At 53.0% G+C, this 21,862-nt stretch carries 6 protein-coding genes; 2 read left to right on the forward strand and 4 right to left on the reverse strand.

What is annotated here, in order from left to right; translation table 11 throughout:
* Positions 1 to 356: 356 nt before the first annotated feature.
* A complete protein-coding gene (locus K239x_RS24640; RefSeq protein WP_145420979.1) occupies positions 357 to 3,503 on the reverse strand; it encodes a ribonuclease E domain-containing protein in 3,147 nt (1,048 codons plus the stop codon).
* 1,342 nt (positions 3,504 to 4,845) lie between these two features.
* Here K239x_RS24640 and K239x_RS24645 point away from each other — a divergent pair.
* Complete coding sequence (locus K239x_RS24645) at positions 4,846 to 6,636, forward strand: GAF domain-containing protein (RefSeq protein WP_145420980.1); 1,791 nt, start codon at positions 4,846 to 4,848, stop codon at positions 6,634 to 6,636.
* A gap of 156 nt (positions 6,637 to 6,792) precedes the next feature.
* Here K239x_RS24645 and K239x_RS24650 read toward each other — a convergent pair whose 3' ends face one another.
* Positions 6,793 to 7,245, reverse strand: a complete 453-nt coding sequence (locus tag K239x_RS24650) for a response regulator (protein WP_145420981.1) — start codon at positions 7,243 to 7,245, stop codon at positions 6,793 to 6,795.
* 68 nt (positions 7,246 to 7,313) lie between these two features.
* Entirely contained in the window at positions 7,314 to 8,561 is a 1,248-nt protein-coding gene (locus K239x_RS24655) for a serine hydroxymethyltransferase (RefSeq protein WP_145422556.1), read from the reverse strand.
* Positions 8,562 to 8,982: 421 nt separating this feature from the next.
* Here K239x_RS24655 and K239x_RS24660 point away from each other — a divergent pair, with 421 nt between their 5' ends.
* A complete protein-coding gene (locus K239x_RS24660; RefSeq protein ID WP_145420982.1) occupies positions 8,983 to 11,931 on the forward strand; it encodes a zinc-dependent metalloprotease in 2,949 nt (982 codons plus the stop codon).
* A 329-nt stretch (positions 11,932 to 12,260) separates the two neighbouring features.
* On the opposite strand, the gene K239x_RS24670 is transcribed toward K239x_RS24660, so the two are convergent.
* A complete protein-coding gene (locus tag K239x_RS24670; protein WP_419189358.1) occupies positions 12,261 to 21,749 on the reverse strand; it encodes a right-handed parallel beta-helix repeat-containing protein in 9,489 nt (3,162 codons plus the stop codon).
* Between the last annotated feature and the right edge of the window lie 113 nt (positions 21,750 to 21,862).

Consider the following 21,862-nt stretch of genomic DNA (forward strand, 5'->3'; position numbering starts at 1 on the left):
CAGAGAATGCGTTTTGAGAACACGATCGATCAGCCTTGATTTGTGAATGTTCTGCGTCCCCCATCGCAGGAAGAGGGCACGACACTGGTAGTGGTTGTCCAATTCACTTTCCGATCCAGCAATTGGCTTCAGCGGGCCGGTGGCAAACAGCCATTCAGCTGGCGTGCATTCGGCGAACCGGCCAACAGCCCGGCGCCGTAGCGACCGGATCTTTGAGTGATCCTGAGAGTATAGCGATTTTGCATTGTTCGATCGGCGCATAAAAAAAGAGCCTCGAAGACATAATCTCCGAGGCTCCATCCTGTTTCCCACATCTAAAAGACGTGCGAAGGGTTAATTATTTGCAACAGTCGAAACTAGTTGCAGGTCGTGCAACCAGCACCGGTAGCCATAGGGGCTGACTCGATAACTGCACCACCGCTGATGACGCCACTTCCGTAGCTGCCACCGTCGATGATTGTTCCACTGTTGTAGCTGCCACCGTCCATGATCACTTCTCCACCGTAGCTTGCACCGCTGTCCATGACAGCAGGAGCAGCCGAAGCAGCAGGAGCGTTGTAGACAGGAACACTTACAGTCGTAGGAACTTGCTTGCAAGTTTGAACTTGAACTGCACGCATGGTCGTAACAGGAACGCGAACCTGGAAAGTTTCAGGAACTTGCTCAGTGACGTTGTTGTAAACAGTCACATTGTAGTTACGAGTACGTGTTTGTGGCACGTTCACGGTGTAGTTGACCTGACGACTACGCTGCTGCGATTCCATACGGGTCTTCTGGACCTGACGGGTGCGAGTTTGCGTGGTCATCGTCGTTTGAGGAACCATACGAGTACGAGTTTCCATGCGAGTTTTCGTCACAGGAACCATACGAGTCTTGGTCTCAGTTGTCATTGTAGTGACAGGAACCATACGAGTTTTCGTTTCGTTGCGGTACTTAGTAACGCTACGAGTACGTTGCTCTTGACGGGTCTTTGTCACAGGAACCATACGAGTCTTGGTTTCGGTTGTCATTTCCGTGTAAGGAACTTCGCGGGTGCGAGTTTCTTGACGGGTCTTGGTGACAGGAACCATACGAGTCTTCGTTTGGGTAGTCATCGTAGTGACAGGAACTTCGCGGGTGCGAGTTTCTTGACGTGTACGCTGAACAGGAACCATACGAGTCTTCGTTTGAGTCGTCATCGTCGTGACAGGAACTTCGCGGGTGCGAGTTTCTGTACGAGTCTTCTGAACAGGAACCATACGAGTCTTCGTTTGGGTCGTCATCGTCGTAACAGGAACTTCGCGGGTGCGAGTTTCCATACGAGTCTTCTGAACCTGACGAGTACGAGTCTGGGTTGTCATCGTGGTCACAGGAACTTCGCGGGTGCGAGTTTCCATGCGAGTCTTAGTGACTGGAACCATACGAGTCTTCGTTTGGGTTGTCATCGTGGTCACAGGAACTTCGCGGGTGCGAGTTTCCATGCGAGTCTTGGTGACTGGAACCATACGAGTCTTCGTTTGAGCTTGGTAGCTAGTAACGTTGCGAGTACGGGTTTCCATACGCGTTTTCGTTACAGGAACCATACGAGTACGAGTCTCGTTACGTTGCTTGGTTACGCTAACCATGCGAGTACGAGTTTCGGTACGAGTACGTGTGACAGGAACCATACGCGTTTGCGTTTGGCAAGTCATACGAGTCGTCGTGTACGAGTAAGGAACTTGGCTAGATTGTTGCTGATACGAGGTAACAGGAACTTGCTTCGTCACAACGTTAGGAACGTAGACGCGACGGTATGAAGTCGTAGGACCACAAGCCGATCCGCCAGCGTAGCTTCCGCCACCGACGATGCCGCTAGCGTAGCTTCCGCCAGCAACAGCAACCGATCCGCCAGAAGCACAGCCACCACAGCCGTTGTCACATCCGCCACAAGCAGGTGCTGCTGGAGCACATCCGCCACAGCTTCCGCAACCGCCACAAGCAGGTGCTGGAGCACATGCACCGCAACCGCCACAGTCTGATCCGCCGCAACCGCCTGCTGCACCACCGCTTACGACGGCACCGCCAGCACCAGCTGCGTAGCTTGCGCCACCGCTAGTGACAGCTTGCAACTGGTAGCTACCAAGGTCTTGAGTTACGTTGCGAGTTGTCGTCACAGGAACGCACTTGCTGACCGTACGGTAAGCCGTTTTAGTTTCCTGAACAGGAACTTGAACTTGGTAGCTCTGTGAAACTTGCTCAGTGTAAGGAACGCTGACGGTGTAGTTCTGAGCGACTTGCTCAGTGTAAGGAACCGTAACGCTGTAGCTTTGCTGAGTTTGCTCGGTGTAAGGAACAGCAACTTGATAGCTTTGCTGAGTCGTTACAGGAACTTGCTCGGTGTAGCTTTGAGCAACTTGCTCAGTGTAAGGAACCGAAACTTGGTACGACTGAGTCGTTGTCGAAGTAACAGGAACCTGAACGGTGTAGCTTTGCTCAACGTTCTCAGTGTAAGGAACCGAAACTTGGTACTGCTGAGTCGTAGTCGACTGAACAGGAACCTGAACGGTGTACTCTTGAGTGTCGGTGTAAGGAACCGAAACTTGGTACTGCTGAGTTGATGTCGATGTGACAGGAACTTGGACAGTGTAGCTTTGCTCAACGTTTTCGGTGTAAGGAACCGAAACGGTGTACTGCTCAGTGCGAGTCGACTGAACTGGAACCTGAACCGTGTAGCTTTGCTCAACGTTTTCGGTGTAAGGAACCGAAACGGTGTACTGCTGAGTTGATGTCGATGTGACAGGAACTTGGACAGTGTAGCTTTGCTCAACGTTCTCGGTGTAAGGAACCGAAACGGTGTACTGCTCGGTGCGGGTCTTCTGAACTGGCACTTGAACAGTGTAGCTTTGGGCTACTTGCTCAGTGTAAGGAACCGACACGGTGTAAGCTTGTTCTTCGGTGTAAGGAACGCTTACTGTGTAGTTCTGAGCGACTTGCGAAGTCTGTGGCACCTGAACGGTGTAAGACTGTGCAACTTGCTCAGTGTAAGGGACCGATACCTGGTACGACTGTTGTACTTGAGTCGTTACAGGTACTTGTACCGTGTAGCTCTCAGTATCAGTGTAAGGAACGGCAACTTGCACGGTGTAGTTCTCAGTGCGTGTTTGCTGCTGAGGAACGTTCACTGTGTAAGTCTGCTGACGTGTTTGCACCGATGCAACACGCTTTGTGACTGAACGCATACGAGTTTGCGTTTGGCACTGGTAGCTCGTTTGAGGCACCATCTTTGTTTCAGTCACGTACTGTGAACGCATCACAGTTTGTGTCTGATAAGATACGCCACAAGCACCGCCTGTACCGTATGAAACTGCTGAGCCGGCATCATAGCTGCCTGCTCCGCTACCGTAGACGACGCTACCGCCATCTGCTGACGAACATCCGGTGCCGCTATCGCAGCCTCCGCATGAACCACATTGGGCTTGCGCTGCTGTCGCGAATACGAACGCGGCAGTCAAAGCAAAGAAATTCTTAAGCATGTGTGCTTTCATCAAGGAAACCCTCCAAAACGTCTCACAGCCTGTGAGCAACAAGTAGAAATACGAGGAAGTGTAACGGCTGCGCAATATGGGCTAACAAGCCCTGCGAGCAAGAATCTAGACTGGTGAGACTGAGTGTCAATGATTCAGCTCCGGCAATCTGGGATAAAAAGGCGAATTCAACTGGTGGAAACGGCTCGACCGATGTCGGACTCTGTGCCATGCCAACTGGACCAATCCCTACCTTGCCCATTCACCGCAAACCATCCGTTCACTAGCGGTCGACAGGGAGCACATGAACACCCTTAGGGTACCCTGCGCACGATTCGCTCACTTTGTAGTGCGGTTTTGGGAGCCTTTCTTCCCAGTACTTTGGTCCCAACGGATATTTCAGCCCAATTTTCTCCGATCTGACTTTTCGCGCTCTCAGGGCAGCGGGTTCGGCCAACCCCTGCCGACTTGAACATCCCAAGTCACGACCGCACTGATGACCAGAACAGAGTCAAAGAAACCCTTGCAGGCGCCCCACCCCGAGCGCCCCCCTAAACCACCAGTTTGATCTGGCATCTTGATGCTGGGCGATTCACCTTCCCCCTTAGGTGAGACTGAGAGTCTTTCGATCGGCTCCAGCGCTCGACTGTCGACCGAGCGCGGTCCCACGTTGCCCGCCTTCGGAGTCATGGATCGGTGAATCGCCTGTCGCCGCGATGTGAGTCGTTCGACACGAGGGATGGCGTTTGCACCCGTTCTCAATGACCAGCCATCAACACCGGAACGGAATCCGATGCCGTCGGGCGACCACAGCAACTCATCATCCGCCACTAATGAGGCCCTACTGTCAGTTCAGCCGACTTTGCGGCGAGGCACGCCGATCGACTCGGTCGGCCAGACCAGAAGTCAGGCAGCGGCAAGCTGCCTGATGACACAGAGCTGTCGCCGAAAGAATCCGATCGAGTGACAGCGCGGGATGCTTCGAGCGAGAAAGTTGCCGCCAAGTCAAAAGCAGACAGGATTTCTGAATCGATCAAACCGATAGGCAATCGAATAGCAAGAAAGATCACGAAACGGACCAAAACATGACTGTCAGCGATAGCTTACTTGCACCTATTATGCCCACTGTTGGTTTTGAAAAGCTTGCTTCTCATGGAAGGGCAAACGCATGCTTCATTTTTCGGTGGCATAGACCCCGCCGCAAACTGAGCCATCCTGTACCAAAATAGCAAACTCAACTGTCAAAGGATTTGTCGAATCGCACTGCGAAGGACACGGTCGCGATTAAAAACGCGATTGCCTTTACGAGAGGTTGCGACGATAATTCTTTGAACAGAACGAAATCGACGACGGGAGCAGATCGATGAATCGATCAACGCCGACTAGTGAAAACGTCGAAAAACCGCGTAAACTGATTTGCGTTGGTGATCCGCTTTCGTTGCCGACCGACGTCGACACCAGCGAAATGGTCGTCATCAATACGGCCGCGGCTGTCTTGGACGAACTGAACGAGCCAGCGATCGAGGGCGTCTGGATTGCCAGAAACCACCTTCCGCAGCTGAGCGAGCTTCGCGGTGTTTGCCAGAGCGGGCTGATGCTGCGTGACATGCCCGAAGGCGTCGCGCTGCTGGACTGTGACATTCGCGTCCTGTGGGCCAACCGCCGACTTCGGCAGTGGGCCAACCGACCTGACGAAGCGCCGGTCGGTATGACGCTGTATGAACTGTTAGACAATCCGGAAATCATGGGCCCCGATTTCTGTCCGTTCCACACGGCATTGGCAACCGGCGACGAAAGCACCAGCACTCTCTGCAGTGGAAACAATCAGTACTTCCAAGTCCATGCAGCTCCGATTGTTCATGAAGACCACACGCGTCAACTGATTGTCACGGTCAGTGATATCAGCGAAGAAATCTTGCAACAGCAAAAGCTGGCGGCCATTCATCAAGCAGGCCGTGAGTTGGCCGATCTTCGTCCATCAGAAATCTTCATGATGGAAGTCGACCAACGAATCGATCTGCTCAAAGAAAATATCCGTCACTATCTGAGTGACCTGCTGAATTTTGAAGTGATCGAAATTCGTTTGCTCGAGCACACCACCGGGAACTTGGTTCCGCTATTGAGCGTTGGCATCGACCAAGAAGCCGCCGACCGCCAGCTGTACGCGCACCCGCAAGGCAACGGAGTGACCGGCTACGCTGCGGCCAGTGGCGTCAGCTACATCTGTCACGATGTGGTCAATGACCCGCTGTTCATTCCCGGCGTGGCGAACTCGCGTTCTTCGCTGACGGTGCCGCTGATCCTGCACGACCAAGTTCTGGGCACAATCAATGTCGAAAGCCCGCAGCCGGCTGCGTTTGGCGACAGCGATTTACAGTTTCTAGAAATTTTTGCTCGCGACATTGCATTTGCACTGAACACGCTGGAGCTGCTCAACGCACAGAAAGCCAATACTTCGCAGCAAAGCTGTGATGCAATTCACAGTGCCGTCGCGATGCCAGTGGACGAAATCCTTAACGACGCTGTGAACGTCATGGAGGAATACATTGGGCACAGCAGTGACGCGACCGACCGCATTCGACGCATTCTGCAGAACGCCCGCGACATCAAACGGACCATTCAGCAGATTGGTCAGAAAATGACTCCGTTGGAAGCAGTGCCCGTCGGCATTGTTTCGATGCAGCAACAGCAGCTGATCGGAAAACGCATCTTGGTCGTCGATGACGATGACCAAGTTCGCGAAGACGCCCACCAGTTACTGGAGCGTTATGGCTGTGTCGTCGAAACCGCTCACCGTGGCGACGAGGCAGTGCTGATGGTTCGCAGCGACGATGACACTCAAAGCTACGATGTGATCATCAGCGACATCAAACTGCCCGACTACAGTGGCTACCAACTAATGCTCCGATTGGGCGAGATCATGGACCAAGTGCCGATGGTGCTGATGAAAGGCTTTGGGTACGACCCAGGTCATTCGCTGGTCAAGGCACGGCAGAATGGCTTGCCATCCTGGGCCCAACTGGCCAAACCGTTTCGGCTGGACCAATTGATCGACGTCGTCAACAAAATGGTCGAGTCACACCAGGATGCGCCGCCAAAGTTGCTGAGCGAAGAAGAACGCAAAGCAAAAGCCGCCGCGACGCCGGAATCTTAAAACCGCCGCCGCTTGCAAGGCCACCAAAGTTGCCGCTACCAAGCAACTTTTCTCCAGCGGACCTTTTTCTTGAATGCCGCATTCTTAACGAAGTGCCGCTTTTTTGAACGCCGCAGAGCCTTCAGATGCTCCACGTTTTCAAAATGCTCTGCTGCCCTAAGACGCTTGGGGCTGGTCGTCTTCCATGCTCTGAATGTAGCTGCGCAGGCGATCCAATTCGTCTTCGGTGCCTTTGAGCCGCAGCATGTTTTCGACGCGTTTGAGCAACTCGACCTTATTGACCGGCTTACTCAAGAAATCGTCGGTCCCCGCTTCGACAGCGCGTTCGATGTCGCCCAATTCGCTTAGCGCGGTCACCATCAGCACCATGATGCGCCGCGATTGCTCGCCTTCTTTGATCTGTTTACAGACCTCGAATCCGCTTAACCGGGGCATCATCACATCCAGCAACACCAAGTCGGGATGGAAACTGGCGATCTTATCCAGCGTGTCCTGACCGTCGACGGACGTTTCGATTTCGCAGTCGACGCTCACCAAGTACGCCTCCAGCAATTCGCGGTTCGCGTCGTTGTCATCGGCAATCAAAATTCGATGCTTTTCGTCGGCCATCAAACTGCTTTGTAGGACTGGAAGTCGGATAAGGGGAGAATCAAAAAGTCAGATACTAGACGACTGCGTTAACAGTCGCGATCAGCTGGAACCGGGAAGCTTTCGCAAAGCGTTTTCACTTCACCGCGAATCGATTCCAAAGTCTTTTCATCGTCTGCGTTGGTGAGTGCTTGGTGAATCCATTTGCCAACCTGTTTTAGCTCGTCTGTGCCCATTCCGCGTGTGGTCAACGCAGGTGTTCCGATTCGGATGCCCGATGGATCCATGGGTTTGCGAGTATCAAATGGGATCATGTTCATGTTGACGGTGATGCCACAATGATCCAGAGTCGCTTCGGCCTTTTTACCGCCCATGCCAACCGATGACACATCCACCAACATCAAGTGATTGTCGGTGCCGCCACTGACCAAAGGCAATCCACACTCCAGCAGTGTTTCCGCGAGAGCTTTTGCGTTGTCGACAACAGCCTGACCGTACGATTTGTAGTCAGGCCTGAGAGCTTCAGCAAAACACACCGCTTTGGCAGCGACGATGTGCATCAAAGGGCCACCTTGCGTACCGGGAAAAACACTGCGGTTAACGCCTTTGAGATGCTCTTCTTTGCACATGACCAGACCACTGCGAGGACCACGCAGGGTTTTGTGGGTCGTCGTGGTGACAAAATCTGCGTGTGGGACGGGGCTGTTGTGAATCCCAGCGGCAACCAACCCCGCGTAGTGAGCCATGTCGACCATCAGCAGAGCACCGACTTCGTTTGCGATTTCGGCAAACTTATCGTGAGGAATCTCGCGGGGATACGCACTGGCACCAGCGACGATCAGTTTTGGCTTGTGCTCGCGAGCCAGTTTGGCGATTTGGTCGAAATCCAGTCGGTGCGTTTCTTTGTCCACGCCGTAGCTGAGAAAGTTGTAAAGCTTTCCGCTGATGTTGAGCTTCATGCCGTGAGTCAGGTGCCCGCCTTGAGCCAAGTCCAGCCCCAACACGGTGTCACCCGGATTCAGGCAGGTCAGGTAGACAGCCATATTGGCTTGCGAACCACTGTGCGGCTGCACGTTGGCAGCTTCGGCACCGAACAGCTCTTTGGCTCGATCGATCGCCAATTGCTCGACCACGTCGACATGTTCGCAACCGCCGTAGTAACGTCGCCCTGGATATCCCTCGGCGTATTTGTTGGTTAGCACGCTACCGGCGGCTTCCATGATCGCGCGGCTGGTGTAGTTCTCACTTGCGATCAACTCCAAACCATCTCTCTGGCGAATCGCTTCGGCTTCCATTGCGGCCCAAACATCGGGATCTTGCTTACTGAGAACGTTCATCATCGCGGAGTGTCTTGTTCAAAAGAGTTGATTGACGGCAATATTTGTACGCTGGCGTTTACCAACGCTCGATCCGGTTTCCCAAACCGCTGGAGAGGGACAAATTGTCGGCGTCATCGTAAAAGACGTCAATCCGATCAAATTCCTCTCATCCGGACCCAAACCGGCGAATGCGTCGGCTGCAAAACCGGAATGTCGGACAACTATTTGGTTCTGGGGAACTTTTTCGGATAAAACAGTATTAAGGACATGCGGTCTCCTTTCCGCGAGTTTTTGTCTCAAAGCTAGGCCAGCCAGTGCGGAGCGAGCCCAGCAAATTAGGCTGTTTTCTGCCTCAGCGCCCCAACGATCGTTCACGTGGTGGTGACTGTAACCTACCTTTCAAAGGATCACCCTCCTTTTTGTTAACCGAGTGTTCGGAATGAAACCTATTAAGTCAATTGTTGCTTCCTTGCTGATCACGGCGTTCGGATTCGTGATGCCTGCCTCAGGCGATTTACCCACATTCGACAAAGTGTCGGAGGGTTACGAGAAAATCGCCGTCTCCGATATGCAAAATCCCAAAGGGCTTTTCAATCTTTGGAAACGCAAAAAGGACGGTCAAGTTCTGGGTGAACTGCCAAAGAACTTCGCTGGAAAGACCTACTTCATTGCGCTCACCGTCAGCAGCGGCGATCGTTACGCCGGACTTCAGTCGGGCGAATGGGTCGTGCAGTGGCGAAAATATGACGAGCGCATCGCGCTGATTGCCCCCAATTTAGACATCCGAGCCACTGGCGATGCGGAGTCCAAAGCATCCGTCAAACGGCTCTTCACGGACCGCGTTCTGCTGGATGTCCCCATCGTGGCAACCGGCCCATCAGGTGGTCCCGTGGTCGACATGGATTCGCTTTTGGTCAGCAACGCGTCGACGTTTTTTGGCCGCAGCGTTCGCGTCACCAACACACGATTGAAAACGATTAAATCGGCCAAGGTCTTTCCAGCCAACGTCGAATTGGCGTTTGAGATCGTTGGGTCCGGCGGCAAGTTGCAAACGCTGCATTATTCGTTTAGCGAAGTGCCTGCCACGTCGGCTGGTTTCAAACCCCGCGACGCTGATGAGCGCATCGGCTATTTCACCACGGCGTTTTCCGACCTGAGCAAGTACACGGACGATGAAACTCGCGTACGTTACATCAACCGCTGGAAACTTGAAAAACGCGACAGCAAGCTAAAGCTGAGCCCTCCCAAAGAACCGATCCGCTTCTACGTCGAACACACCGCACCGGTCCGCTACCGTCGCTGGATCAAAGCCGGTGTGGATTACTGGAACAAAGCGTTTGAAAAAGTCGGTTTGGTTGACGCAATCGTGATCGAGTACCAAGACGCGCAAAGCAAAGTGCACATGGAGAAAGATCCCGAAGACGTTCGATACAACTTTATCCGTTGGTTGAACAACGACATCGGAACCGCGATCGGTCCCAGTCGCGTTCATCCATCGACCGGCGAAATTTTGGACGCCGACATTGTTTTGACAGACGGCTGGATTCGCCACTTCAATTTCAACTACGAAGACTTGATGCCCAAAATCGCGATGGAAGGCATGAGTCCCGAAACGCTGGCATGGCTGGGGCAACACCCTAGCTGGGATCCTCGCGTTCGTTTGGCCGGCCCCGCTAACGCGAATCACTTGCGAATGAAATACGCTCGTGAATCAGCACAACCGATGGCCGGTTTCCGAATGGCACAGGCAGATCCGTCATTGATCGGCGATGAAGAATTTGACGGGTTGTTTGGGCAAGTCAGCCAAAAGAATGGATTGTGCATGGCCGCCAGCAGCCGCAGCCTGGACCTGGCTTTGACGCGAATGAACTGGGCTCTGACGCTAATGGCAGCCGAAGACGTCGAAAAAGAACAAGCAAAAGAGGAAGAAGAGAAAAAGAAGAAGGACGAGGACAGCGACGAAAAGGACGCCGACGAAAACAAGAAAAAGGATGACGACAAGGACGAAAAAGTCGCGGAGAAAAAAGACGACGACAAGAAGTCTGAAAAGACGGCGTTGCTAGATGGCATGCCTGAATGGTTCGTCGGTCCGCTCTTGGCCGATTTGGTCGCTCATGAAGTGGGCCACACGCTAGGTCTTCGTCACAACTTCAAAGCTTCGGCTCACTTGTCGTTGGACGAAATCAATAGCAAGGATGCCAAAGGCAAAAAGACGATCGCTTCGTCAGTGATGGATTACATCCCCATCAACTACCGTTTCGAGTCCGGGGAAGTCCAAGGCGATTACGCAATGATCGACATCGGACCCTATGACTTCTGGGCGATCGAATATGGATACACATTTGATGACAAGAAGCTTCCCGAGATCCTGAAGCGGTGCAGCGAACCGGCTTTACAGTACGCCACAGACGAAGACGTCAGCGGTCCCGATCCACTGGCTCGCCGTTATGACTTCTCAAAAGATCCTCTGGATTTCGCAACGGAGCAAATGAAGTTAGTGAAGCTCTATCGCGGACGAATCCTGGAGAAGTTCGTTAAAGATGGTGACAGCTGGGCCAAGGCGCGACGCGGTTACGAATTGACGCTGAATCTCCAAACCAAGGCTGCCAGCATGATGGCGAACTGGATCGGCGGTGCATTCGTCAATCGCGATAAGAAAGGCGACCCCGGCGACCGACCACCCGTCGAAGTCGTCCCTGCGGATCAGCAGCGAAAGGCTCTTGAGTTTGTGATCAACACGTCATTCAAAGACGACGCTTACGGGTTGACGCCTAAACTGCTGGAACGAATGAGCGTCGACAAATGGTTGGATTCGGGCGGAACATCTGCCATGTCCAGTGAAGCCGCTTGGCCAATTCATGACCGAATCCTGGGCGTTCAAGCGTCCGCGCTAACTTGGTTGATGAATCCCACCACGCTACGCCGTGTTTACGACAATGAATTGCGTTTACCCGAAGATGAAGACGCTTTGACGCTGCCGGAATTGCTTGGCACGATCAACAAAGCGGTTTGGACAGAACTGGAACAGGACTGCCCTGAAGGTCGCAACGACCGCAAACCGATGATCAGTTCGCTGCGTCGCAACTTGCAACGCGAGCACATGCAACGCTTGTTGGATCTGGTTTTGGAATCGTCCGATGATACGGCCGCCTACAAACCCATCAGCAACTTGGCTCGTATGGAACTGCGAAACCTATCGGCAAAGATCGAATCATCGATCAAGAAATGCGGCAAGAAGATGGACGCCTACACATTGGCACACTTGACCGAAACCAAGGAACGCGTCGACCGAGCACTTGAAGCTGGCTACACCTACAACGCCGGCAAAGCTGCTCCGATGACGATGTTCATGTTCGGTAAAGAAGCAGCCGAGAGCCAGAACGATTAAGTTTGGCTTGACCGTCAACGAACGCAAAACGCCAGCGATCGAATGCTCGATCGTTGGCGTTTTTCATGCAGCGGTTTCGGATCGCCAGTGAGCTAGGCTCCGGTTTGAACAATCGGCTGCGTGTGGCGATCGCTGCACAGGACGACCAGCAGGTTGGAAACGAGGGTCGCCCGTTGATCTTGGTTCAAGATCAACCATGTCGTCTCGCTTGAGATGATCCAAGGCCATATCGAGCATTCCCACGGCACCATCGACGATCCATGTTCTCGCCGCAACCACCGCGCCGGCTTCCTGCTGCAACATCGCCGCGATTTTCTGTGCATGAAAGATTAGAACAGCAACGATTCTTCCAAATCGGTCTTGTCATCGTCCGCCAAAGCAAAGATCTGGTCGACTAGGTTGGCAAATTGCAGCGATTCTAGTTCGGGACGATCGTTCGCCCGGGTACTGAGGAAGTTGATGATCTCCAGAGCATCACCCGGCGTGACGTGTCCGTCTCCGTTGACATCGTACCGCTCATTTTGAACCGTCTTGTCGGTGAGTTCACCGTGCGCACGTTCGCTCAAGTCATTCAGGACCATCAAGATGTCCAGCGGTGTGACTTCGCCATTGCCGCTGACATCTAGTGCCGATCTTGCAAGGCTAACCGGGTCAGCATTGCCCGCAGCTGAGCTGCCCGCCGCTGATATTTGCACCGCCGCGGAAAACTCCGATGTGTTGCCGTCGGCATCCGTCGCGGTGGCCGAAATGAAATCACCCGGTGACAAATTGAACGCTGATACGGCCGCCGGAATCGCCCGGGTCACGTTGCCGACATTAAACGCGGCGAAGTTGTAGACAACCGAACCTAGATACTCCGCCCCCTGGCCCAAGCTGTCCGAGCGGAACACCTCAATGGTCAGCGGATAGGCAGCATTGGCCGGCAGTGTGGGCACGTTAAAATTGACATTCAAGTTGTTGCCGTTAACGAACGCGGATTGCAACTCGGGATGATTTTGGCCTCGGTTGGGGCCTTCGTCGGCGTCGTTTAAATCGTTTGATGATGGCCCTGGGCCAGCTAAGTCGATGCCGATTGTATTACTTTGCAGAATGTTCTGCGTGATCGTATTTTGCGAACCGCTATTACCTAGAAAACGAACGCCGGTGTCGTTGAAAAAGATTTGGTTGCCAGGGCCGACGATGTTGTCGCGTGCACCTTTGGCAAATTGGACGCCCGTCGTATTTCCCGAAATGCTGTTGTTTGACAGGACATTATTCCTGGCACCTGCTTCGGTAAATACGACACCGCGAGTCGAGGCCCCAATTGTATTGCCGTCGATGACGTTGTTGGATGCTGAGACGAGGACGGCAAACAATCCGTTGGCCAATTGGTCGGTGAAGCCCTCCGTGAAACCGATGTGGTTGCCGTCGATAGTGTTGTTTTGTGTGTCGATGCCAATCAAAGCCAAGCCACTGGCTGTGTTGCCTGAGATCAGATTGTCGACCACCAAGTTGTCGGATGCGCCGGCGAGGAGGATGACGCCGATTGCGTTATTGGGGACCGCGTTTTGACCTGTTAGATCGGTGCCGACATTGTTGTCTCGCAGCGTGTTGTTGTTGGAACGAGCAAACGCGACGCCCGAGCCGCCGTTTCCAGATACGATGTTGGCATCACCGAGATTGCTGCCACCGATTTCGTTGCCATCGCTATTGAGAACGTAGATGCCATAGGAAGTGTTGGCGATCGCCGCTGTTCCAGTGACATCCACGCCGACCAAGTTGCCGCGAACAGTGTTGTTGTCCGCATTGTTCAGCAGTAAACCCTGGCGGATGTTGCCGGAGATGACATTGCCTTGGCCTTCAGTAGAACTACCGCCAATCAAGTTGCCATCGGATTGAACCAAAATTCCAAAGGCACCGTTGGCAAGCGCAGATGAACCGGCCGCGTCCGTGCCGACCAAGTTGCCTTGGACGGTGTTGGCGGCACCCGCAATGATCAAACCTTGCTTGCCGTTACCCGAAAACTGATTGTCGACCACGAAGTTGCCTGTTCCGATGACATTCATTCCCGCATCAACGTTGGGCCGAGGGGAGTCACCAATCGGGTCTGTGCCGATTTTGTTCAAGCGAAATGTATTCTCCGCCGCCGTCGATGTGACAAACACACCCGTTCCGGTATTGCCACTGATAACATTCCCGTCGATCAAGTTGTCAGTAGAATTGCCCACCTTTAAACCAAAGCGATTGCCGCTCGCGACGCCAGCCGGATCAAGTCCTAGCCAGTTGTCGGCAATCGTGTGTCCCGCGCCTTCGCGGATCTCAATGCCATCGTTAGCAAATCCAGTTACCGATAGGCCTTTAATGGTCACGTCGTTAGTGGAAATGCGTAAGCCATCCGAAACAATACCATTAGCATTGAGCTGTATGATGGGTGCATCTATGAAACCATTGGTTAATGTGCCGTTGATCACGACTGGAGCAGAGATGGTTGGCAGTTGGCTTGCGACATTCATTACATGCGGGCCAACACCATCAAATTCGAACAAGATGGTTTCAATTCCAGGCGTGCTATTGGACAGTGCAATCGCTTCTCGCAGCGAAAGGTCCGATGGATCAAAGGTAGCGACATCTGTATCGGAAAGATCGTTTTCATCCGTCAATTGCGTTACGACAAACGCGATTTCGGCCGCTTCAACCGCACCGAGATCGACGGTGTTTTGACCAACGCCGATTCCTAGCAAGTCAATTTTTCTCTGGCGATCCGCGGCATCGCCAATGGAAAAGATGCGTGAGTCGTCACCATGATCAAGTGCTGGATTGTTTGGGTTTTGCGATAATGCAACTGTGCGCACACGCCCACCGTTATTTGCTAACGCACCGCCCTGTGAAATCGGGTCAATGCCTGCGAAAATCGTTGTGGCATCTCGGGTCCCTAGGCCGTTAACGCCAACGATGTTGCCGTCAACACCGTCGGTCAGCGTGACAAACGTGGCGGTGGTGCCAATCAAATTGTGCGACGAACCAAGCCCGACACCCGATTCAATATCGGAAGGCGAGTTCGCAGTTCCCTTGAAGTTCGCTGCAACAATCGAGTTGTGCAAAGCCAAGGTCGGGAATGAATCAAAGAACCCTCCCGCCTGGCCAACGCCGTCCCCGTCCGAGTCGCCGCGGTTACCCGTCAGTGTGCTGCTTTCGACGGTTCCCGCAGAGAGAGGTAGCAAACTTGCCAGGCCCCCACCGTGGCGTTTTGCGGAATTTCCACTCAGCGTTGCCTGAACGATTTCCACGGTGCCGGTGGATTCGAGCTGGATGCCACCGCCGTCTCGTTCTGCCGTATTGCCGTCGAATGTCGAATTGCGAATGGTGAGTCGACTACCTGTTCCAGCGATACCGCCGCCATCCAATCCCGATGTATTGGCTGAAAACTCTACGCCATCGATCAAGACCTGCTCACTGCCTTCAATATGCAAGCCGCCACCTTTTTCGGTAGCAGAATTGCCTTCGATTATGCTATTGATGATTGCAAGGGTTCCTTCGCCAGACTGAAAAATGGCACCGCCTAGCGAGCCAGCATTGCCATGCAAAACGACGTTCTCGATGCTCAAGTTCTCGCGATTCAAAATCGCACCGCCAAAATGCGGAGCATCAGAGCGTCCACCACCAGTGATCGTTAGATCGCTAATGATGATGTCGATTGCACCCGCATCATTGTCGGTAATATCAAAGATACGTTGGTTAGTGCCTGTCGCGTTGATGATCGTAGCATCGGGACCATTTCCGCTTACCGTGAGCGAACTGGTTAACGGCAACTGTGATGTTAGCGTTGCTTCAGTGACTCCTTGGGCGAACGTAATCGTGTCATGTGTCAATCCATCTCCATCGGCATCAATGTTGACCGTGTTCGCCAGAAAGACGGCCTCGCGCAGTGAAGTCGCGAAGTCATTTGGATCAACTACATCGGACGCAGTCGTAACATGCAGGCTTGGTAACTCCTCAGTATCTAGCTGCAATTCGTAGGCTCCCAAATCAATTTGGTTCACGCCCTCGAAACCGGGTAGGTCCACGAGTCTTAATAGGCCTCTGGCATCAAAAGAACTTGGGTTCAGCGCGTCGATGCCAGCATCCAGTGCTGGATTAGTCGTCGACGCTAGCAATGGCAAAGTGGGAAGTGCGCCCTCGGTGACTAATTCAGTCGTAAGGAAAACGTCATCTGCTTTCGCGCTTTGGACGTTCGTGTTAAGGACTCCGAAAGTTGAGCCGGAAGATCCGGCGATATTGTTTCCTTCGAACGCGAGTACACCGGTTACGAAAAGTTCATCCGCATTGGCGTCTAAGCTTGCCGACTGGTTCGATAACACGATGCTGTTTCGCACCGTCGCGTTGTTGGCAAAGAAGGCACCGCCCAAAGACGTCACGCCGTTGGCAGTGTTTCCGACAATCGTACTAGAAACCAAGGTGATCGTATCAGCGTGAAGTGCACCGCCGTTGGATACGTCATTGGATGTTTCGTTGTCCGTTACAGTTGCGTTCGTCAAAAACGCTGACTCGGTGGCAAACAGCGCGCCGCCGTGGGCCTCGAAGCCATCAGTGGAATTGTTATGCAGGGTAACATTTTGCAGATTAACAGGTCCGGTAGCGTAAATCGCGCCTCCATGGGCACCCTCGCCGGTTGTACGGTTGTCAAAAATCTGACTATTAGAAATCGTCAAATCTCCACTTGATTGAAATCGGATCGCGCCGCCGGGTTCGCTCGCCACATTACCGCCAGTGAGCGAAATTGCGTTGATCGCTAAATCGCCAGTGGGTGACGTAAAGTCAATAACTCGCGATGCTCCGGCGGCGTCGATGGTGATGTGACCGGCGTCAGACGCATTGATTAGGAGGGTTTTGTCGATGGACAAAGACTCTCCCTCGCTGGAAAGAACGATCGTTCCATCTGCGAGCGACGGATCGAAGGTGATCACGTCTCCATTTTGCGAAAATGCGATCGCTTCACGAAGGGAGATTTTGTGATCGAAATCGAATTCCACATCGTCCAAAGTGGTCACAACCAATCCCTTCGTTTCGGGAATGGTCGTCTGAACTTCAGACGATCCAATATCCACCGTTGACCCCGAAGCGGATATATTGAGGGCCACGAAGGCATTGGCAGTCGCTGCGAAATTACTGGTTGCTTGCGATAAGTCGACTTGCCGACCGACACCTCGGATATCGAAAGGAACCGGTTCGGTAGTATCGCCGTCGTTGTCCAGGTCTTGGTCATCGGTTGGGATTTGGCTATCGTCGCCCGCGTCGGTTGCGGGGTTCGATGCGGTGGCCATTAGAGCGATCGACTTCAGCCTACCGCCGTTGTCCTTTAGCTCCCCGTTCTTAAACCCCAAAGCGTTTTCGACATTCAGGAAGCCGTCGCCGTCGCTGTCAAAACGCAAGCTCTGAGTTGAGGCAAAAACCGCGTCTGGATTCGCATTATTGACATTGGAATTCACGTTTGCATCGAAGGCCGTCGTGTTGCTGCCAACGATATTGTTGCCTCCAAACGATAAGTTGACGGCCGTGATTTCGTGACCAGAATTCCCTGCTGCGTAATTACCCAGGCTAAGCGTGTTTTCCAAAACCAAGTCGTTGACTGCAAAGATGGCTCCACCCGAAGAATTGTCATCCGAGCCGGTCGAATTTCCGCTTAGTGTTGACTGTACGACGTAACCACGATGAACCAACATTCCGCCGCCTTGCGAATAGGCTCCCGAAGTGTGGTTGCCACTGATCGTACTGTTGTCGATGAGTGCCAAGAAACTCGAGTACACACCTCCGCCAGCAGCATTTACGTTTTGCGTGCTATTGTTGGCGACGGTCGCATTGATCATTGTCAATCGCTCACTGGAGATACCTCCACCAAAGGAAGCCATGCCTTTCGTTTTGTTGTTGGAAACACTGCTGTCAGCGACGATGAAGTCTAGCAAACCAAAAGCGATCGAGCTGATTCCTCCACCAGGCGAGTCATCACCGAGGGTACGGTTGTTGTCGATGGAACTCTCAATGACAACACTTTTGCGGGTGCTAAGACCACCTCCCGGTGAAGAATTTCCGTTCGTGTAGTTTTCAGTAATGGACGACTCAGTGATGGACGCGTAGACAGTTGAGTTGATTGCACCACCGCTCGCGCCGTTTCCAGACGTGTGGTTAAGCCTAAGCTGGCTGTTGGAAAGAAGGAGTGTCGGAGCGGCAATCGCGCCTCCGTCTGACTCATTGCCTCTCGTTGAGTTCTCTGAAAAACTTGACTCGAATGCAGTCGCATCAATCAATGCGACAACACCGCCTCCGTCAGACCGATCTCCGAGGGTAAAGTTGAAACTGACATTTGAGTCAAACATCAGCAATTCTCTTGCAAGTATTGCTCCTCCAGGCGCGTCATTTCCCCGGGACGAATTACTAAGAAACGAGCTCTCCAGGGCAAAAACGTAGTCAGCATAAACGCCACCTCCTCGCGACCTATCTGCTTGGGTTACGTTACGCAGCATGCTTGAGCTGTAGGCGTTGAATTCGTCAGCGAAGACGGCACCTCCGCGTGAGTAGTAGCCCCGCGTCGAGTTGAGCTCAAGGATTGAATCTTCCAAAGTGACGTCATTCGCCCAAACGGCACCGCCATCGGAATAGGCCCCTTCGGTTCTCGCTTCCGAAACCAGACTGTCGTCGGAAAAGTGGACGATATTGGCGTAAATTGCGCCGCCGTCCGCATTGTCATTTCGAGTCGACGATTGAGAGATTGAACTGTTCGTTATGGCGACGGTTCCATCAGATGCCGCGATGCTTCCTCCCTTTGCGTTCTCGCCGAAGGTGCGGCTATTCCGAATCACTGAGTTTTTCAACGTCAACGTACCCGTTGAATCAAATCGGATCGTGCCACCACTTTCGTTGTCATCGATGGTCGAACCGTTGACAAGACTTAGGTTGGCAATTTCAACGTCGGCGTTTTCACTCTCGAAGTGAAAAATGCGACTTGAAAAATTTGCGTCCAAAGTAATCCCTTTGTTCAGCGGTCCTGTGATTGTCAGACCGTGCTGGACAATGATCTCACTGCTCAACTGAATACGCGAACGTGGGACGCCAAGATTGAACGTTACTTCCGAAAACGCATCGTTCGGGTCAGCATCAACAAAGGCAATGGCTTCGCGCAATGTCGTCGTGTTTGTCGTGTCATCGAATTCCAGGGCGGTCGTGACGACGGGACTCGTCGGGTTCGGAACGACACCCAAGTTCTGTAGATCTGGCAAAAGTAAAACTGTGTCAATCGACAAGGTGGAGCAGTCACCCAGCGGTAGTCCCGGCTGATCGGTACAGCCAACTGATAGTCCTCCGTTGTCATCCAGTACACCGCTTTGAAAGCTAATGCCGCCATGCTTAAAGCTGGTCGTTTCGTCAAAGACTCCGTCAACTAGAAAGGTGGTAACGCTCCTTCCTGAGCCCGAACGACTGGTCTGTACGATATCGTCAGCTTGATCGCCTTGTCCAATAATCGATGAACCTTTCCGATTCAGCGCGACAGTGAAAACTTCGTTACCTGCGTCGATCGCAGCGTTGCCCACGATAACGCTATCTCTGGTTGTGACTGACACCGAGTCAGGATCGAAGACCGCTCCCTCCGCCAATACTCCGCCGCCGACGGCGAATAATCCTCCTCCGCTACCGCCGGCTCGATTACCCGTAATCGTGGAGCGAGTTGTTTCGATGCTGCGTTCAGCAAAGATGGCTCCACCATTCGCCACACCGGGAGACAAGAAGCGAGATTTGTCCTCAACGCTGTTGTCGACGAAGGTTGATTCGACCGTTGTTACGGTGCCTTCGGAATACACGGCACCTCCGTGCGCTCGTGCACCGGAGGTGGAATTGCCGTCGAAAAGGCTGCCCGAAATGGATGCACTTGTCCGTGCGTGAATCGCTCCACCGCCAGCAGGATTCACGCTGCCAATTGAAGAAATGATCTGAGTATCCGACTTCGTCGAATTATCGCGAAAGACACTATCGACGATCGTCACTTTATCTGCTGCGATTGCGCCTCCGCTGGCAGCGTTGCCTGTTGACTTGGTCGCGTTGGAAGAAAGCACCGATCGGTAAATGTTGGCATTGACTGCATCGATTGCGCCGCCATTACTGTTGGACGACAATGTTGAGTTGTCGGTAACGACCGTATCATTAAGCGTCACCGTGTATCCGGCGATTGCACCGCCATCGGATGAATCATCTTCCGTTTGATTCATGTTGAAGAGGCTGTTGCTGATCGAGATGACGGATCCATCACCGCCGAAGACGGCTGCCCCATCGGAGTTTGTTCCTTCGGTTCTGTTTTCTTTAAAGGAACTGTTCGCTACGACAATGAAGGGGTTGCTTTGGATCTTTACACCCTCTCCCAAAACTTTGTCTTTTTTGCCGCCAACAGCCAAGGCTCCTCCGTGCGAACCGGGTTCTTCGGTCCAATTGGACATAAAAGTCGAACCAGTCGCATCGATCGAAAGAGATGCAAATAGTCCGCCCCCCTGGCCGCTATTGCCATCGGTATAGTTGCGCATAATCTCGCTGTTGCGAACTTCGATGGTTCTGGCAAATGCACCGCCACCCGATCCGCCACTGCCGAGCGTCGCGGGACAGGGGTCAAGGTCAACGAAGTCAAAATTGGAGTTGGCAATCGCGAAAGCAGTGTAGAGCGTCTGCGCGACATCAACCACAGGAACGGGGATAATCAAATCTAACCCGATCAAAGGCGCGGATTTGAGCAGATTGACCGCAAAGTTACAGGCAAGGTGAGCAGCCTTTGAAACGCCTCCTCGGGTGCTGTTGTCAGCCAGCTCCGAGTCGTGGATTTTCAAGTTGCCCAGTGCGTAGATCCCGCCACCAGATGATAGCCGACTATTTGTATAATTGTTCCTAACGAAACTATTGTCAGTTATCTGAACATCGTTAGCAAAAATTCCGCCGCCTTTGGAAAACCGGGTTAGTGTACTGTTCCCATCGACTTCGCTGGAGCTGACGTAGACGTTGCCCAAAATTGGCGTTTTGTCCGAACGAAGAGATCCGCCCGCGTAGATTCCGCCTCCCTGAGAGTATCTTCCGTTGGTCGAATTTCCGTTGACCTGCGCATTATTGATCAGTCGCACTTCGGTTTGTGACGCAAGACCACCGCCTGACGCTGCATAGCCTGATGTCGTGTTGCCGATGACATCACTATCGTCAACGACAATTTCTCCAGCCGAAAAAACGCCCCCGCCACTTGCGGCATCGCCAGTAGTTTTATTCTTGCTGATCAGAGTGCCTTGAGTGAGCCGGATCGTGCTCGATGCATCCTGCGAATACACACCACCACCCTTTGCGTTTTTGCCCCTCGTTTCATTGTCTCGGATGATTGAGTTTTCCAGGGTGAGCGTCCCTGTAGAGACAAAACGGATCGCACCGCCGTTGCTATTGCTGAATTCGGTGCGTCCGTTCTGAAGTGTTAAGTTGCTGATGTGTACATTGAGGTTGCCGACTGCGCTGCCGGCGCCTTCAATATTAAAAATTCGAGAATCGTCATCCGCGTCGATGCTGATTTTGTGTTCGCCAAGCGAGAACATTTCGCCAAGGATCGTAACGCTCTCAGTGATATTGGGCAGCAGAGTAACGTCAAGCGTGCCAATCAGCGTTGGTGAGAACGTGATCGTGTCATGGCCGATCGTCGTGTTGGCAGCATCAATGGCTTCACGAAGTGATATTTTGCCGTCAGCACCCGGATCTGCGATCAAGAGGTTAATGGGGAGTGGCTGCTGGTCAGCGCGGTCGTCTAACGTATCGACGACAACTGTGGCAAGCAATTTTCTTGTTTCTAACTGTTGGAATCCGCGCACCAGTTTCCGCCGATTCCTATTTCGCCGATTCCTATTTAGCTTGTTGGTGTCGCGTTTGCCGCGTCGTTCGTTGGTGCGAT

Source organism: Stieleria marina, assembly GCA_007741555.1.
In the GTDB taxonomy this organism is placed as follows: Bacteria; Planctomycetota; Planctomycetia; order Pirellulales; family Pirellulaceae; genus K23-9.

Coding starts and splice junctions, on each gene's coding strand:
- K239x_RS24640 (WP_145420979.1), bottom strand. CDS start 3,503: ATGAAAGCACACATGCTTAAGAATTTCTTTGCTTTGACTGCCGCGTTC.
- K239x_RS24645 (WP_145420980.1), top strand. CDS start 4,846: ATGAATCGATCAACGCCGACTAGTGAAAACGTCGAAAAACCGCGTAAA.
- K239x_RS24650 (WP_145420981.1), bottom strand. CDS start 7,245: ATGGCCGACGAAAAGCATCGAATTTTGATTGCCGATGACAACGACGCG.
- K239x_RS24655 (WP_145422556.1), bottom strand. CDS start 8,561: ATGAACGTTCTCAGTAAGCAAGATCCCGATGTTTGGGCCGCAATGGAA.
- K239x_RS24660 (WP_145420982.1), top strand. CDS start 8,983: ATGAAACCTATTAAGTCAATTGTTGCTTCCTTGCTGATCACGGCGTTC.